Source organism: Streptomyces sp. I05A-00742 (assembly GCF_013055795.1).
GTDB lineage: Bacteria > Actinomycetota > Actinomycetes > Streptomycetales > Streptomycetaceae > Streptomyces.
The window spans coordinates 78,967-95,138 of sequence record NZ_JABETO010000016.1; the positions used below are offsets into that span (position 1 = coordinate 78,967).

Consider the following 16,172-nt stretch of genomic DNA (forward strand, 5'->3'; position numbering starts at 1 on the left):
TGCTACTCGGGACGTGCCGGGCGTCTCACAGGTCCGGGTGCACCGGCGCACCGCGCGCGAGCACCCGCGCGAGCGCCTCCACCACCCGGGGCTCGTGGTCGTACGCGGTGGCCAGCCGAAGCCGCTCCAGGGCGCGCGCGGGTCCGCAGGCCGCGCCCCGGGCGGAGCCGGTGGGGCCGGTGGGTGCCGTGAGCTCTTCGTAGGCGTTGGCCGTCCGGACCACCCGTGCGGCGAGCGGCTGCTCGCGGTAGGGGTCGGCCTGGCGTTCCACGGCGGCGGCGACCGCCGGTGCCAGCGCCGCGTCCAGCGGGGTCAGCCGCACCACGCTCCCGCCGAGCCGGGCGAGGCGGCGCCGCTCCTCGGCCGGCAGGGGTTCGGTCGCCCCTGCCGGCACCGGGTCGACGAGTGAGAGCTGGCCCACGTCGTGCATCAGTGCCGCGTACTCGACGACGGTGAGGTCGGTCTCCGCCATACCGAGCTCCCGGCCGACGGCCCGGCTGAGGGCGGCTACGCGCCGTGCGTGACCGGCGGGGGTGCACCCCGCGAGCTCCGTCGCCCGGGCGAGCGAGGCGACGGCCGGCGGGCAGCGCTCGGGGGCGATCTCCCCGCGGCGCGCGGAGAGCTGCACGGCGAACAGCGGCAGGCAGCAGACGGGCAGCACCCAGAGCCCGGCAACGGCGGGGGCCAGCGCGGCCACGACGCCCGTGGCGCAGACCGCGGGCCCGGTCGCGGGCAGGGCCCGCAGTTCGGCGCGGAGGGCCACCGGGTAGCGGCAGCCGCCGCGAACCCGCGCGAAGGCGGCCGCCAGCGCGGCGTCGGTGAGAGTGGTGAGGGCGAGGAGGAGCAGCAGCGCCAGGGCGTAGTACGGGCCCTGCCAGGGGCCTGGGGAGGCCGGGCCCGCGGGGTGCAGCGGCAGGCAGCAGCCCGCGGCGACGGCCGCGCCCGCGCCCCGGCGCGCGAGGCGTTCGAGCCCGTCGAAGCAGGTCCGCCGCCCGGCGACGCCCGCGAGGGTGGCCCCGAGCACCACGGCGAGGACCTGTGGGACACCGTCCGTGGCCGGGTCGCCGCCGACCTCGCCGACCAGGGCGTAGGCCAGCGATCCCGCCGTGCCGACGGGTGCGCTCCCGCGCGGCCCGGCCTGTGGCCCCGGCCGCCGCCGGGCGGCCTCGCCGAGGGCGATCAGCAGTCCGTACGCGCAGGCCGTCCCCGGCTGCTGGATGCCGTGGCGGGCGGTCCAGGCCAGGGCGAACAGGGCGCCCCCGGCGGTCAGCAGGTGGACGGCCCGTACCAGGCGGGTGCCGGGCGGGGCGCTCACCGGCGGGCTCCGGGGGGCAGCGCCGCGCGGCCGGGGACGGCCGGACGTACGGACCGGCCGCCGGCTTCCACCGGCGTCGGCGGGCCGTGATCAGGAGGGACGTTTCCGCACTCGGGAACTGCGGTTTCGTTTCCGGCCCGGACGCCTTGCCGGCCCTGCCAGCCCTCCCGTTCCACGGCCCGGGACAGCGCCGCGACCATCCGCGGATCGAACTGGGTTCCGGCACAGCGGCGGAGTTCGGCGAGGGCGTCGGCGACCGGCCGGGCGCGGCTGTAGGTCCGGGTGGAGGTCATGGCGTCGAACGCGTCGGCGACGGCCACGATCCGTGCGGCCTCCGGAATCTGACGACCCATCAGGCCGAACGGGTAGCCGCTGCCGTCGAGCCGTTCGTGGTGGTGGAGGATCGCCTCCCGCGCCTCGTCGGGAATCGCCACCCCGCGCACCAGCTCGTCCCCGTACTCGGGATGCAGCTGGACGATCCGCCGCTCCGCGCCGGTGAGCGGGCCGTCCTTGCGCAACAGCCGGGTGGGGACGCCGAGTTTGCCCAGGTCGTGCAGGGTTCCGGCGATCCGCAGGGCCTCCAGCCGCTCGCCGGTCACCCCCAGTTCGCGGCCGATCAGCACGGAGGCGTGGCCGACCCGTTCGCCATGACCGCGCGTGTAGTGGTCCTTGAGGTCCACGGCCTCGACCAGCGCCCGGACGGTGGCGCGGCGGGCGGCGCGCTCCCCCCGGCGGCCGGCCCGCGGCCGGGTGGGAACGGTGAGGGGCAGCAGCACCAGCAGGGCCGCCGTCGGCCCGTAGACGCTGTGCCACAGCCCCGCCGCGAGCAGGGCGACCGGCCCGTGGAGCAGGGCGAAGCCCAGTGCGGGGCCCAGCACGGGCCGTGGTGCGGGGGCGCGCTGTCCCGCGGCCGCGCGGACGCCGCCGTCGAGGACCGCGGCCACGAGGGCGAGGGCGAGGGCGGCGGCCAGCGCCGGCGGCAGCGCACCCAGCGGGCCGGACGGCAGCGGGGCGCGGACGGTACCGAAGACCCAGGAGGCGGCGCCCGCGGCGAGGCAGGAGAGCGCGGCACGCCACAACCGCCGTGCCACGCCGGGGTGTTCGGGGACGGCCAGGGCTCCCGGTACGGCCGCCAGTCCCGCGGCGGCCGGCGGCAGGAGCAGGGCGGCCGCGAGCAGCGCCGGCGGCAGCGGCGCGCGGCGGGGCAGCCGTTCGCCGAGCACGCAGACGGCTCCGAGGAGAACCACCGTCCCCCAGGGAACGGCGGCCGGGTCCCTCAGGGCGGGGAGGACGCACAGGACCGCGGCGCACACGGCACCGGAGATCCAGGCGCGCGCCGCCGCCGGGACTGCCTCCATGACATGTCCTCCCCATCCGGACTCGCTGTCGGGATGGGGAGAATAGGCTTACGAGCGGCCGCGGTCGGCCGCATCGGCCGGAACCGCCGTCCGTTCGGGTGACGTTCGGGGGGCGGCCGTTTTGATGCGGGTTCCGTGCGCGTTCGCACTCCGCCCGCCGGGCCGCCCGGCGGTGCCGGGAAGGCCCGTCAGTCCTGCGGGACGCTCCGCGCGTCCGCCTCGGCCGCCCTGGCCTCGGCCACGACGTCCTGTTCCGGGACGGTCTGCCCGGAGCGGATGAGCTCGATCCGGCCCATCACCTTGGAGCGCAGGTCGGCGGGGACGTCATCGTGTCCGCAGCACCGTTTCACCAGCTTCTTGACCGCCTGCTCCAGCCCGTACTTCTCCAGGCAGGGGGAGCACTCGTCGATGTGCACCTCGAACTTGGCGCAGTCGCCGTCCGGCATCTCGCGGTCGAGGTACTCGTAGAGGTGGTCGAGGACTTCGGAGCAGTCCGTCTCGTGCGGGTCTCCGCAGCTCATGAGTCCGAGCCCTTCCCATTGTGCGACGCGTCGGAACCGTGCGGCGCGGCGGCCCCGGCCGGGACCAGGCCACGCTCGCGGGCGTAGTCCTCCAGCAGACCGCGCAGCTGCCGTCGGCCCCGGTGGAGGCGGGACATCACCGTGCCGATGGGGGTACCCATGATGTCCGCGATCTCCTTGTAGGCAAACCCCTCGACGTCCGCGAGGTAGACCGCTATGCGGAATTCCTCGGGGATGGCCTGGAGGGCCTCCTTGACGTCGGAGTCCGGCAGGTGGTCGAGCGCCTGCGACTCGGCGGACCGCAGCCCCTGGGACATGTGCGACTCGGCACGCGCCAGCTGCCAGTCCTCGATCTCCTCGGACGCGCTGCGCAGCGGCTCGCGCTGCTTCTTGCGGTACGAGTTGATGAAGGTGTTGGTCAGGATGCGGTAGAGCCACGCCTTGAGGTTCGTACCGTCACGGAACTGGTGGAAGGACGCGTACGCCTTGGCGTACGTCTCCTGGACCAGGTCCTCCGCGTCCGCCGGATTGCGGGTCATCCGCAGGGCGGCCGAGTACATCTGGTCGAGGAAGGTCAGCGCGTCGCGCTCGAAGCGGGCGTTGCGCTCCGCCGCGCTCTCCGCGCGCTCGGCAGGGGTGTGCTCCTCGCCGTGCGTCCCCGCGTCGGTACCCACGACCGGACCCACCTCCTCCGGAAACTTGGCCGGGCCCTGGGCGGACCCGCTCGTTTCGGAGAATAGACGACGATCCGCCGAACCCGCCGCTCCGGCCACCGAGGGCAGAGCACCGCCCATGACCGGCCGGCCCCGGTCTGCCGTGCTCGGGCGGGACAGGCATGCGATCGAACCCATGGGGCGGTTCTCCCAATCCTTTGTCATGTGCCGGTGCGTGTCTACGTGGGGCTCAACACCGGCACCGCCCGTCCCATTCCCGGTGCGGACACGGCTTCTCGGGACCGCCCGGACCCGTCGTCAGCCGGTCCGTTCCGCCAGCCAGCCGGCGACGGCGTCCGTGATCACCATCAGTGCGTCCTCCTGGGTGATTCCCGCGGACTTCGGGACCGCGAAGCCGTGGTCGCCGCCGGGCACGGCGACCGGCGCGGTGCCCGGCGGGAACTCCTCGGGGCGGCCGAAGGGGTCGCGGGCGCCCTGGACGACCAGGACCGGCACCCCGGCGCCGAGCAGTTCGTCGGCGCGGGACTTCTCGGGGCGGCCCGGCGGGTGGAGGGGGAAGCTCAGGGCGAGCACCGCCACCGCGCCCAGCTCCGCCGCCGTCCGGCAGGCGACCCGCGCGCCCGCGCTGCGGCCCCCCGCGACGACGGGCAGCCCGGGGGCGGCGAGCGCGGGCCACAGGGCGCGCCAGGCGGTGTCCAGGGTCTTCGGCGCGGGGGCCACCTTCTTGCCCGCCACCCGCCAGGGCTGCTCCACGAGCGCGACCGTCACCCCGCGCCCGGGCAGGGCGGCGGCCAGCGCCCGCAGGTCGCGGGCCTCGATGCCGCCGCCCGCGCCGTGCCCGAGGGCGAGCACCAGGCGGGGCTCCGCCGCGCGGTGCCAGTGGATGCGGGCCGTTCCCGCGGGGGTCTCTGCGTTCTCCGTCTGCACACGGCCATCCTGCCGTCCGGCGGCCGGTTCGAGGGCACGCCTCCCCCGCCGCGCCGGCCGACGTCGCGCCGGCCCGGTGTCAGAACAGCGTCGACTCCTCCGGCGCCGCCAGCTCCGTCAGCAGCTCCGGCCCGTTGTTGCGGACGTCGCTGACGGCCGTCGCCACCGGGTACGCGCGCACCAGGCCCGCCGGCGGCGGGGTGAGGAGCGGGCGCAGCTCCTCCGGATCCGTGCGCGTGGGGTCGAGCCAGGCGGCCCAGCGGTCGGGCGGGAGGACCAGCGGCATCCGGGGGTGGATGTCGGCCAGGGACCGCGGGCCGTCCTCGGCACCGCCGTCGGCGAAGGGCTGCTCGTCCGCCTCGGTGGTTATCACCGAGCAGGTCGCCCACCAGGCCCCCGGGTGGTCGTCCGGCAGCGTCCGGTCACGCCAGAACTCGTAGACGCCGGCCATGGCCATCACCGAGCCGTCGGCGGGCGTCACGAAGTACGGCTGCTTGCGGGGGCGCTTCCGGCGTCCCTTGACCTCCAGCTCGCGCTCCTCCGTGCCGGTGACCCACTCGTAGTAGCCGTCCGCCGGGAGCAGGCAGCGCCGCGTCGCGAAGGCCCGTCGGTAGGAGGGCTTCTCGTGCACCGTCTCCGCCCGGGCGTTGATCATCCGCGCGGCGCCCTCGGGCGACTTCGCCCAGGAGGGGACAAGCCCCCAGCGCAGGGCGCGCAGCTGCCGGACGGGGCGCCGGTCCTCGGCGCCCTTGACCGGGCGCTCCAGGACGGCGTACACCTCCTTGGTCGGCGCCACGTTCCAGTCCGGGGCCAGGGTCTCCTCCGGCTCCCACACCTCCACCTCGAAGAGCCCGGCCAGATCCTCCGGCCTCCGGCTCGCCGCGTACCGCCCGCACATGTCCGACCGCCCCTCGGTTCCCCTCGCACGTCTGCTGCCGACCATGCTGCCTCAAGGGTCCGACAATCGGGCCCCGGATCCGCTCCCGTGCCGCGGTTCCGGAACCACGACGCGGCGCCGGCCGTCCCTCAGCACGGACCACGAACGCGCAAGGAGCGGCCCGAGATGGACAGCACGACCGCCACCGACCTCTGGGACCGGCTGGCCGGCACCCAGCCCGGGCCCTCGGTGTGGACCGTCGTCGGCACCGGGCTCGTCGCCCTGGCGGCGGTCTCCGCGCCCCGGGTCTGGCGGGTGACGCGGAACGCCGTCACCATCGCCCACGAGGGCGGCCACGGACTGGTCGCGCTGCTCAGCGGCCGGACCCTGGACGGCATCCGGCTCCACTCGGACACCTCGGGGCTGACCGTCTCGCGCGGCAAGCCCACCGGGTTCGGCATGATCCTGACCGCGGTGGCCGGCTACCCCGCTCCCTCGCTGCTCGGCCTCGCCGGCGCCTGGGCGCTGTCCACCGGGCACGTCACCGCGCTGCTGTGGGTCGCGGCGGCGCTGCTGGCCGCCATGCTGGTGATGATCCGCAACGCGTACGGCGCCCTGACGGTGGTGCTCGCCGGAGCGGCCTTCGTCCTGGTCTCCTGGCTGGCGGGGCCCGAGGTGCGGGCGGCGTTCGCCTACGGGGTGGTGTGGTTCCTGCTGCTGGGGGGCGTGCGGCCGGGCTTCGAGCTCCAGCGCAAGCGCCGGCACGGCCGGGCGGCGGACTCCGACGCGGACCAGCTCGGCCGGCTGACGGGTGTGACGCCGGTGCTGTGGCTGCTCTTCTTCCACGTGGTGTCCCTGGCCGCGCTGCTGGGCGGCGGCCGCTGGCTGCTCCGGGCGTGAGCCGGAGGGCGCCCGGGCACGGGCGCCGCGGGCCCGTTCGCCGCCCCCGGTGAGGCCGTAAGGTAAGGGCATGACCCCGAGCCCCGCGCCCTCCGACCTCTGGCCCGCTCCCACCGCGACCGGGGCCGTCGACGCGACCGTCACCGTGCCCGGCTCCAAGTCGGTCACCAACCGCGGCCTCGTCCTCGCCGCCCTCGCCGCCGAGCCGGGCTGGCTGCGCCGCCCGCTGCGCTCCCGCGACACCCTGCTGATGGCGGAGGCGCTGCGCGCCATGGGCGTGGGCATCGAGGAGACCGTCTCCTCCAGCTCCGAGGGCGACCGGGACGGCTCCGGGGAGGCGTGGCGGGTGATCCCCGCCCAGCTGCACGGCCCGGCCACGGTGGACGTCGGCAACGCGGGCACGGTCATGCGCTTCCTGCCGCCCGTGGCGGCGCTCTCCGACGGCCCGGTGCGCTTCGACGGCGATCCGCGCAGCTACGAGCGCCCGCTGCACGGTGTCATCGACGCGCTGCGCGCCCTGGGCGCCCGCATCGACGACAACGACCGCGGCGCGCTGCCGCTCACCGTGCACGGCGCGGGGGCGCTGGAGGGCGGTCCCGTGGAGATCGACGCCTCGTCGTCCTCCCAGTTCGTGAGCGCGCTGCTGCTCTCCGGCTCGCGGTTCAACCAGGGCGTCGAGGTGCGGCACATCGGCTCTGCACTGCCCTCGCTGCCGCACATCCGGATGACGGTCGAGATGCTGCGCGCCGCCGGCGCCCAGGTGGACACCCCCGAGTCGGGCGGCGAGCCGGACGTGTGGCGGGTCTCCCCCAGCGCGCTGCTGGGCCGCGACCTGGTCGTGGAGCCGGACCTGTCCAACGCGGCGCCGTTCCTGGCGGCGGCCCTGGTGACCGGCGGCCGGGTCACCATCCCGGACTGGCCCGAGCGCACCACGCAGCCCGGTGACGCGCTGCGCGACATCTTCACCGCCATGGGCGGCAGCTGCGAACTGACGGACGCGGGCCTGACCTTCACCGGCACCGGCCGGATCACCGGCATCGACGCGGACCTGCACGAGGTCGGCGAACTGACCCCGGTGATCGCCGCGGTCGCCGCGCTCGCCGACTCGGAGTCCGAGCTGCGCGGGATCGCCCATCTGCGGCTGCACGAGACGGACCGGCTCGCCGCGCTGGCCAAGGAGATCAACGAGCTCGGCGGCGACGTCACCGAGACCGCCGACGGCCTGCGCATCCGCCCGCGTCCGCTGCACGGGGGCGTCTTCCACACCTACGAGGACCACCGGCTGGCCACCGCCGCGGCGGTGCTCGGCCTCACCGTTCCGGGCGTCCGGGTGGAGAACGTGGCGACCACCGCCAAGACCCTGCCCGACTTCCCGGAACTCTGGAACGGAATGCTCGGATCCGCCGCGGGGGCGACGACGGCGCCGAGAGCCTGAGAGACCCGGGAACACCCATGCGCCGCTACGGCAAGAACACCGACGAGGACGACGTCCGCGTCCGCCCCAACCGCAAGGGCAACCGCCCGCGGACGACCATCCGCCCCAAGCACGAGGACGCCTCCGAGGGCTTCGTCCTCACCGTCGACCGCGGCCGGCTGACCGTCCTCGTCGAGGACCGGGTCATCCTGGCCATGAAGGCCCGCGAGCTGGGCCGCAAGGGCGTCGTCGTCGGCGACCAGGTCGCGGTCGTCGGCGACCTCAGCGGCAAGAAGGACACCCTGGCCCGGATCGTCCGGGTCGAGGAGCGCCGTTCGGTGCTGCGCAGGACGGCCGACGACACCGACCCGTTCGAACGGGTCGTGGTCGCCAACGCCGACCAGCTGGCCATCGTCACCGCCCTGGCCGACCCCGAGCCGCGCCCCCGGCTCATCGACCGCTGCCTCGTGGCGGCGTACGACGCGGGGCTGGAGCCGCTGCTCGTCCTGACGAAGTCGGACCTCGCTCCGGCCGAAAAACTGATGGAGTCGTACGGCGCGCTGGGCGTCCCGTACGTGGTCACCAACCGCGAGGAGCTGGCCGACGGCGCGGCCGCCGACGCGGTCCGCGAGCGGCTCTCGGGTCGCGTCACGGCGTTCGTCGGGCACTCGGGCGTCGGCAAGACCACGTTGGTCAACGCGCTCGTCCCGGACCACCAGCGGGCCACCGGTCACGTCAACGCCGTCACCGGCCGGGGCCGCCACACCACCACGTCCGCGCTGGCCCTGCCGCTGCCTGGGGGAAGCTCCGGCTGGGTGATCGACACCCCGGGCGTCCGGTCGTTCGGGCTCCACCACGTCGACCCGTCGCGCGTCATCCTCGCCTTCCCCGACCTGGTGCCGGGCACCGAGAACTGCCCGCGCGCGTGCAGCCACGACGAACAGGACTGCGCGCTGGACCAGTGGGTCGCGGACGGGCACGCCGATCCGCAGCGGCTCTACTCGCTGCGACGACTTCTGGCCACCCGGGAGCGGCGCGAAGGCGACTGATCGCCTACGTTTGCGAATGACCGCCAATGGCAAGTGCATCAGCACCGGGACGGACGGGGCGGTCGACGACGCGGGAGGCAATCTGATGGCGTGGCTGCTGGTCGTGGTCGCCGGACTTCTCGAAACCGGCTTCGCCGTCTGTCTCAAACTCTCGCACGGGTTCACCCGGCTGTGGCCGACGATCGCCTTCGCCTGCTTCGCGCTCGGCAGCTTCGGGCTGCTGACGCTCTCCCTGCGGAAGCTCGACGTGGGCCCGGCCTACGCGGTGTGGACCGGCATCGGCGCGGCCGGGACGGCGATCTACGGAATGGTCTTCCTCGACGACCTGGTCTCCACACTGAAGCTGGTCTCGATCGCCTTCGTGATCGTCGGGGTGATCGGGCTCCAGCTGTCGGGTTCGGCGCACTGACGCTCCCGGGGCCCGGAGGCTCACCCCTCCCCGTCGCCGACGAGCGCCCTGACCACGTCGGCCACCTCTTCAGCGGCCTCCACGTCGGACGCCCCCGGGGCGATCACGTACGACAGGATCATCCGGACGGCGGCCTCACAGGCCCGCCGCAGGGGCTCCGGATCCGGCGCCCGCGCCGTCCGGCCGGCCGCGCCGGCCGTGCTGTTGACGACGCGTTCCATCAGCGCGGCGGGCGTCGGGGCGCCCCGCGCCGTCATGGGTGACGGCGGGGTGCGCGGCGCCGGCACGGCGGGGGCCGCCTGGACGGGCAGCCGCTCGCCGCGGCAGCCGGTGAGCACCGCGCGCACCAGCGGGTTGGCCCGCGCGGCGCGCAGCGTCCACACGGCCGTCGCCGCGCAGCAGTCCCCGGCGTCGGCGTCACCATGGGCGGTGGCGTCGGCCAGTGAGCGTTCGACGCCGGTCAGGAAGGTCTCCGCCTCGCGTCGCACCAGGGCGCGGGCCAGACCGTCCTTGCTGCCGAATTCGTTGTAGAGGGTCTGCCGGGACACCCCGGCGGCGGCCGCCACGTCGACCATCCGGACCCCGTGCCAGGGGCGGGTGCCGAGCGCCGTGTAGGCCGCGTCCAACAGGAGCTCTCGTGCCGCGGGCATCGTCGCCTCCCGGGCCTTGCGGCCGCACGACGGTTGTGGCCACAGAATTGACGCACCACCAGACGGTGTCAAGAGCCCGGGCGGGCCGCACGTGCACAGGCGGGGGCCGCGGGTAGTGTTCCTGGTATGTCCGACTACCACGATGATCTGCGCCTGGCCCATGTCCTGGCGGACGCCGCCGACGCGGCGACCATGGACCGGTTCAAGGCCCTCGACCTCAAGGTCGAGACCAAACCGGACATGACCCCGGTGAGCGAGGCGGACAAGGCCGCCGAGGAGCTGATCCGCGGTCACCTCCAGCGGGCCCGGCCCCGCGACGCCGTGCTCGGCGAGGAGTTCGGCGGCGAGGGCCTCGGCCCGCGCCGCTGGGTCATCGACCCGATCGACGGCACCAAGAACTATGTGCGCGGGGTGCCCGTGTGGGCGACGCTGATCTCCCTCATGGTGCAGACGGAGTACGAGGGCCGCATCGACTACCAGCCGGTCGTCGGCGTGGTGTCGGCCCCCGCCCTCGGCCGCCGCTGGTGGGCGGTGAAGGGCTCGGGCGCGTACACGGGCCGCAGCCTGACCTCGGCCACACGGCTGAGCGTCTCGAAGGTCGAGCGCATGGCGGACGCGTCGTTCGCCTACTCCTCGCTCTCGGGCTGGGAGGAGCGCGGGATGCTGCCCGGCTTCCTGGACCTGACGCGGGAGTGCTGGCGGACGCGCGGCTACGGCGATTTCTGGCCGTACATGATGGTCGCGGAGGGCTCGGTGGACATCTGCGCGGAGCCGGAGCTGTCGCTGTGGGACATGGCGGCGAACGTCGTCATCGTCGAGGAGGCCGGGGGCCGGTTCACGGGTCTCGACGGGCGCAGGGGGCCGCACAGCGGGAACGCCGCCGCGTCGAACGGGCTGCTCCACGACGAACTGCTGGGGTATCTGCGCACCTGAGGCACCGCCGTTTCCCGGGACGGGCCGTTCCGGGGAGCGGTGCCTTCGACTCCGGGGTACGGGGCGTCCGTCCGAGTACCCGAAACCTCCAAGGAGTCGTAAAAAATTGGTAAAGCGACCCTCTTTGACCCCCTTCCCCGGCGCAACCCCCCGTGCCACGCTGTCGACGAGCTTGTGAACGTGTGAATCCCACACTCGCAGGAGGTGGCTCCCCCATGCTCGTCCGCGACGTCATGAGCACGATCGTCCTCACCATCGGTCCGGCACACACCCTCCGACAGGCCGCCCGCCTGATGTCCGCGCGGAGGATCGGCGCCGCCGTCGTCCTCGATCCCGACACCAGCGGACTCGGCATCCTCACCGAGCGGGACATCCTCAACGCGCTCGGGGCGGGCCACGATCCGGACCGGGAGACCGCCCACGCGCACACCACCGCGGACATCGTCTTCGCGACGCCGGAGTGGACGCTGGAGGAGGCGGCCACCGCCATGACGCGCGGCGAGTTCCGGCACCTGATCGTCCTCGACGGCCACGAGGCCGTGGGCATCGTCTCGGTCCGCGACGTCATACGCTGCTGGGTGGCGCGCTCCGGACTCCGTCCGGAGGGGGCCGCGCTGACGGCGTGACGGCAGCCGGAGAGGCCGGAGCCCCATGGCGTCCGGCCTCTCCGGTTCTTACGGCAAGCGCCCTAGCCGCGCAGGGCCTGGACCGCGGCCTCCAGCCGCTTGCCGTAGTCGGGGTCCGCCTGGCGGAAGTTGTCGATCGCCCGCTCGGCGATGTCGTCGCGCGACACCTTGGCGATGAAGCCCGCGAGGTTGGCGATCAGACGGCCCTTCTCCTCCTCCGACATCAGCCGGTAGAGGTTGCCCGCCTGGACGAAGTCGTTGTCCTCGGCGTGCGACGGGGTGGCGATGTTTCCGGTGACACCGGTGACGGGGCTCGGCTGCCAGAGCGGCCGGCCGGTCTGGACCGGGCCGCCGAAGCTGTTCGGCTCGTAGTTCTTCGCCCTGCCGTGCCGGCCGTCGTAGGCCAGGCCGTCCCGGCCGTAGTTCCGGGCCGTGGTGGCGTGCGGACGGTTCACCGGCAACTGGTCGGCGTTGATGCCGACGCGGTAGCGGTGGGCGTCCGCGTAGGCGAAGAGCCGGCCCTGGAGCATCTTGTCCGGGGACGGGCCGATGCCGGGCACGAAGTGGGCCGGCGAGAAGGCCGACTGCTCGACCTCGGCGAAGATGTTGTCCGGGTTGCGGTTGAGCTCCAGCTTGCCGAACTCGACGACCGGGTAGTCGGCGTGCGGCCACACCTTGGTCAGGTCGAACGGGTTGAAGCGGTAGGTCGCCGCCTCGGCCGCCGGCATGATCTGCACGCCCACGGTCCAGGTCGGGAAGTCACCGCGCTCGATGGCCTCGCGCAGGTCGCGCTGGTGGGAGTCGGGGTCCTCACCGGCGAGGCGGTTGGCCTCCTCCTGCGTGAGGTTCTTGATGCCCTGGTCCGTCTTGAAGTGGTACCTGACCCAGAAGACCTCGCCGGCCTCGTTGTTCCACTGGAAGGTGTGCGAACCGAAGCCGTCCATGTGGCGGTAGGACGCCGGGATGCCGCGGTCGCCGAACAGCCAGGTCACCTGGTGGGTGGCCTCCGGCGACAGCCCCCAGAAGTCCCAGACGTTGTCCGCCTCCTGCGAGCCCGTGTAGGGGTCGCGCTTCTGGGTGTGGATGAAGTCGGGGAACTTGATGGCATCCCGGATGAAGAAGATCGGGGTGTTGTTGCCGACGAGGTCGTAGTTGCCCTCCTCGGTGTAGAACTTCAGCGCAAAACCGCGCGGGTCGCGCACCGCGTCCGCCGAGCCGAGGCTGCCGGCCACAGTGGAGAAGCGCAGGAACGTCTCCGTCTCCTTGCCGACCTGGGACAGGAAGTTCGCCCTGGTCCAGCGGGAGACGTCCGCCGTCACGGTGAAGGTGCCGTAGGCGCCGGCGCCTCGGGCGTGCACCACGCGCTCCGGGATCCGCTCGCGGTTGAAGTGCGCGAGCTTCTCCACCAGCAGCTGGTCCTGCACCAGGACGGGGCCACCGATGCCCGCGGTCTCGCTGTTCTGGTTGTCCGCGACCGGAGCTCCGGACTCCGTGGTCAGCGGGCCCGTCGTGGAAATGGCCTCGTCCTGAACCGACACGTACGCCTCCGTCTTCTCGGTCCTGCCCGCCCGGCCGGTCCTCCTCGGCCCTGCGGCGAGATCGATCCTCACATTGGACTTTGTCTAAGTCAAGATGGAAGTGACATAAAAACCGGATCCAGTGATGGACGGCAGCCGCTGCTAGGCTGGTCCTATCTGACTGATGGGTGAATGGCATGAGTGACCTGCTGGAACGGCTCCGAGGACGCGGCTGGCGGCTGACCGCGCAGCGGCGCGTCGTCGCCGAGGTGCTCGACGGGGACCATGTGCACTACACCGCCGACGAAGTGCACGCCAAGGCGACCGAACGGCTGCCGGAGATCTCGCGCGCGACGGTCTACAACACGCTCGGGGAGCTGGTCTCGCTCGGCGAGATCATCGAGGTGAGCACCGACGGGCGGGCCAAGCGCTACGACCCGAACGCCCACCACGCGCACCAGCACCTGGTGTGCTCCCGCTGCGGCACCATCCGCGACGTGCACCCCGCCGGGGACCTCCTCGCCGGGCTGCCGACGGAGGAGCGCTTCGGGTTCCAGGTGTCCGCGGTCGAGGTGACCTACCGGGGCCTGTGCCCGGGCTGCTCGGACGGGTGACGGGCGACGGGCGCCCGGAAGGGTGCCCGTTCGGGTGACGGAGCCGCAGGCATGCGCGCCCGGACAGCACAAAGGCCCGGATCTTGGAGATCCGGGCCTTCGAAGAGTAGCGGGGACAGGATTTGAACCTGCGACCTCTGGGTTATGAGCCCAGCGAGCTACCGAGCTGCTCCACCCCGCGTCGGTAGGTCAATCTTAACCCGGTCACGGCTCCGCGCGCAAACGGGTGATCCTGGGGTGGCGTGCGGGGTCGGCTGCGTGCGGTGCGTGGGCACCCCGGCGGGGCGTCGGGGGCCGCGGGCACGGCCTCCCAGGGGAACCGCGGGACGGCCCCCGAGGGGACCGCGGTACGGCCTCCGAGGGGCCGCGATCACGCCGACAGCTCCTGCTGGAGCGCGTCCCGCAGCCGCGCGGCCCGCTCGGCGACCTCGGCCGGGCCGAACTCGACCGCCTGCGCGCACCAGAGCTGAGCCTCCGCCAGGTCGCCGTGCCGGGCGGCCAGCAGGGCCAGCCGGAGGGCGGCCCTGCCGTGCCCGGCCTCGGCGGCCCGGGTCCACCACAGCGCGGCCTCCGGCTCGCTGCCCTCGCGGGCCAGCAGCAGCCCGAGGTTGAACGCCCCGTTGCGGCTGCCCGCCTCGGCGGCCTCGCGGTACCACCGGGCGGCGCTCACGACGTCGCCACGCGCCGCCACGAGCATCCCCAGCCGCACCTGGGCCCGCCGGTGGCCCTGGCGGGCGGCACGGTCGTACCACTCCTCGCACTCGGCCACGGCCTCCTCGCCGCGGTCCTCCCGGTCGAGCAGGGTGGCGAGCCGGAAGGCCGCCTCCGCGCTGCCCCCGCGCGCCGCCGTCCGCAGGTGGCGCTCGGCCTCCTCGGCGCCCTCCTGGGTGCCGTCCCGCAGCATGGCCATCGCGACCTGGAGGGCCGCCTCCGTGTGCCCGGCGGCGGCCGCCCGCTCGTACCACTGCAAAGCCGCCCGGTCGTCGTGCCGCCCGGCGTAGAGGATGCCCAGGTTGAAGGCCGCGTCGACGCTGCCGGCCTCGGCCGCCTTGGAGAACCACGGCTCGGCCCCCGCCGCGTCGCCGCCCTGGAGCAGCAGGACGGCCAGGGCGTTGGCGGCCTCCCGGTGCCCCGCGTAGGCGGCGCGCCGGTACCACTGCTCGGCCTGGGCGGTGCGGCCCTGCTCGGCGCAGAGGAGGGCGAGGTTGTACGCGCCGTTGACGTCCCCGGCGTCCAGGGCGGCCCGGTACCAGCGCTCGGCCTGCTGGGCCTCGCCGCGGTCGGCGTGCAGGGCGCCGAGGGCGTTGGCCGCGTTGCCGTCGCCGTCCTGCGCCGCCCGGCGCCACCAGACGGCGGCGCTGTCGTTGTCACCGGCGTCCCGCAGCAGGAAGCCGAGGGCGCAGGCGGCGCGGGACTCGCCGTCCTTGGCGGAGGTCAGGTACCAGCGCGCGGCCTCCTGGATCTCGCCGCGCGCCTCCAGCAGGGTGCCCAGGTGCAGGGCGGCACGGCGGTGGCCGCGGGCGGCGGCCTGGCGGTACCACTGCTCGGCCTCGGCCGCGGGGCCGCGCTCCCGGCCGTCCCTGCCGACCGCCGCCGCGGCCCGCAGGTCGCGCACCGAGGTGTCCCCGCCGCCGACGGGGGTGCGCCGGCCGCCCGTGGCCGGGCCCAGGCCGGCGGGGAGGCCGCTCGTCCGGGTCGCCGCGGCGGCACCGGGCGCCCGGCCGTCGAGGATGCGGGCCAGTCGGTATGCGGCTTCCCGGTGCCCCCGTTCGGCGGCGGACCGGAACCAGCGCTCGGCTCCCACGTCGCTGCGGTGCTCCAGCAGGTCGGCGAGGGCGTACGCGCCGAGGGCGTGCCCGGACTCGGCCGACTGGCGCAGCCAGTACTCGGCGGCCGGCTCGTCGCCGCGCTCGCGGTGGTAGCGGCCGAGCGCGTGCGCGGCGGCGGCGGAACCGGCGACCGCGGCCACCCGCCACCAGCCGGCCGCCTCGTCGGGGTAGCCGCGCTGGTGGAGCAGGACGCCCAGGTTGTTGGCGGCGGAGCGGTCCCCCTCGGCGGTGGCGGCCCGCAGGTGGCGCTCGGCCGTGTCCAGGTCACCGCGGCGCAGCAGCAGGGCCCCGAGCATGCTCAGGGCGGCGGGGTCGCCGGACTCGGCGCGGCGGCGGGCGGTCTCCAGCTCCAGGTCGGCGGCGTCGGTGGACGCGCCCGTCGGGGTGGCACCGGAGGTGTCCGCCGACCCCGGGCCGTACGACGACGGGTGCTGCCCGTCCTGGTCGCTCCCGTGGGCGGGAGCCCCTACAAGCCGACGTGTCTCCACCAGCCTCGCCTTGTCCCCCATACGTCCCATCGTCGCACTCCCGCAACCTGTGTACACCTGGAATGCCGCAG

The 16,172-nt window shown here is 74.4% G+C and carries 16 protein-coding genes and 1 tRNA gene; 7 read left to right on the forward strand and 10 right to left on the reverse strand.

The genetic code is table 11. From position 1 onward, the window contains the following. Nucleotides 1-25: 25 nt before the first annotated feature. From HN013_RS17360 to HN013_RS17385, 6 genes are all read right to left on the reverse strand, one after another. Entirely contained in the window at nt 26-1,315 is a 1,290-nt protein-coding gene (locus HN013_RS17360) for an HD domain-containing protein (RefSeq protein ID WP_312018627.1), read from the reverse strand. Beyond that, nucleotides 1,312-2,673: an HD-GYP domain-containing protein gene (locus tag HN013_RS17365; protein ID WP_171167140.1), complete on the reverse strand. Its 1,362-nt coding sequence runs from the start codon at nt 2,671-2,673 to the stop codon at nt 1,312-1,314. Before HN013_RS17365 ends, HN013_RS17360 begins: the two co-directional genes overlap by 4 nt. A 188-nt stretch (nt 2,674-2,861) precedes the next feature. Continuing rightward, complete coding sequence (gene rsrA, locus HN013_RS17370) at nt 2,862-3,194, reverse strand: mycothiol system anti-sigma-R factor (RefSeq protein ID WP_171167143.1); 333 nt, start codon at nt 3,192-3,194, stop codon at nt 2,862-2,864. Next, nucleotides 3,191-3,880, reverse strand: a complete 690-nt coding sequence (locus HN013_RS17375) for a sigma-70 family RNA polymerase sigma factor (RefSeq protein ID WP_312018628.1) — start codon at nt 3,878-3,880, stop codon at nt 3,191-3,193. Before HN013_RS17375 ends, rsrA begins: the two co-directional genes overlap by 4 nt. A gap of 285 nt (nt 3,881-4,165) precedes the next feature. Then, nucleotides 4,166-4,795, reverse strand: a complete 630-nt coding sequence (locus HN013_RS17380) for an alpha/beta family hydrolase (RefSeq protein ID WP_171167147.1) — start codon at nt 4,793-4,795, stop codon at nt 4,166-4,168. Nucleotides 4,796-4,874: 79 nt separating this feature from the next. After that, a complete protein-coding gene (locus HN013_RS17385) occupies nt 4,875-5,693 on the reverse strand; it encodes an SOS response-associated peptidase (protein ID WP_171167242.1) in 819 nt (272 codons plus the stop codon). A 165-nt stretch (nt 5,694-5,858) separates the two neighbouring features. On the opposite strand from HN013_RS17385, the gene HN013_RS17390 reads away from it, so the two are divergent. The 4 genes from HN013_RS17390 (at nt 5,859) to HN013_RS17405 (ending at nt 9,444) form a co-directional block, all read left to right on the forward strand. Continuing rightward, nucleotides 5,859-6,572: a M50 family metallopeptidase gene (locus HN013_RS17390; protein ID WP_171167149.1), complete on the forward strand. Its 714-nt coding sequence runs from the start codon at nt 5,859-5,861 to the stop codon at nt 6,570-6,572. Nucleotides 6,573-6,642: 70 nt separating this feature from the next. Then, complete coding sequence (gene aroA / locus HN013_RS17395; protein ID WP_171167151.1) at nt 6,643-8,007, forward strand: 3-phosphoshikimate 1-carboxyvinyltransferase; 1,365 nt, start codon at nt 6,643-6,645, stop codon at nt 8,005-8,007. Nucleotides 8,008-8,024: 17 nt separating this feature from the next. Next, the gene (rsgA, locus tag HN013_RS17400) at nt 8,025-9,035 is read left to right on the forward strand and encodes a ribosome small subunit-dependent GTPase A (protein WP_171167153.1); all 1,011 of its coding nucleotides are present in this window, start codon (nt 8,025-8,027) and stop codon (nt 9,033-9,035) included. Between the two features lie 85 nt (nt 9,036-9,120). Continuing rightward, nucleotides 9,121-9,444, forward strand: a complete 324-nt coding sequence (locus HN013_RS17405; RefSeq protein ID WP_171167244.1) for a multidrug efflux SMR transporter — start codon at nt 9,121-9,123, stop codon at nt 9,442-9,444. Nucleotides 9,445-9,464: 20 nt separating this feature from the next. Here the strand turns inward: HN013_RS17405 and HN013_RS17410 are convergent, their stop codons facing one another. Beyond that, nucleotides 9,465-10,094 (reverse strand): TetR family transcriptional regulator, encoded by a 630-nt coding sequence (locus HN013_RS17410; protein WP_171167154.1) that lies wholly within the window; start codon nt 10,092-10,094, stop codon nt 9,465-9,467. Nucleotides 10,095-10,220: 126 nt separating this feature from the next. Between HN013_RS17410 and hisN the strand changes: the two genes are divergently transcribed. Together hisN and HN013_RS17420 are read left to right on the forward strand one after the other, a co-directional pair. Next, nucleotides 10,221-11,027: a histidinol-phosphatase gene (gene hisN / locus HN013_RS17415; protein WP_171167156.1), complete on the forward strand. Its 807-nt coding sequence runs from the start codon at nt 10,221-10,223 to the stop codon at nt 11,025-11,027. Between the two features lie 215 nt (nt 11,028-11,242). Next, complete coding sequence (locus HN013_RS17420; protein WP_171167159.1) at nt 11,243-11,653, forward strand: cyclic nucleotide-binding/CBS domain-containing protein; 411 nt, start codon at nt 11,243-11,245, stop codon at nt 11,651-11,653. 62 nt (nt 11,654-11,715) lie between these two features. Here HN013_RS17420 and HN013_RS17425 read toward each other — a convergent pair whose 3' ends face one another. Beyond that, nucleotides 11,716-13,191: a catalase gene (locus tag HN013_RS17425; RefSeq protein WP_171167247.1), complete on the reverse strand. Its 1,476-nt coding sequence runs from the start codon at nt 13,189-13,191 to the stop codon at nt 11,716-11,718. Nucleotides 13,192-13,367: 176 nt separating this feature from the next. On the opposite strand from HN013_RS17425, the gene HN013_RS17430 reads away from it, so the two are divergent. Beyond that, the gene (locus tag HN013_RS17430; protein ID WP_171167161.1) at nt 13,368-13,784 is read left to right on the forward strand and encodes a Fur family transcriptional regulator; all 417 of its coding nucleotides are present in this window, start codon (nt 13,368-13,370) and stop codon (nt 13,782-13,784) included. Between the two features lie 107 nt (nt 13,785-13,891). Here the strand turns inward: HN013_RS17430 and HN013_RS17435 are convergent. Then, nucleotides 13,892-13,965 (reverse strand) — tRNA-Met (locus HN013_RS17435). Between the two features lie 189 nt (nt 13,966-14,154). Continuing rightward, entirely contained in the window at nt 14,155-16,131 is a 1,977-nt protein-coding gene (locus HN013_RS33680) for a tetratricopeptide repeat protein (RefSeq protein ID WP_171167164.1), read from the reverse strand. Nucleotides 16,132-16,172 lie beyond the last annotated feature (41 nt).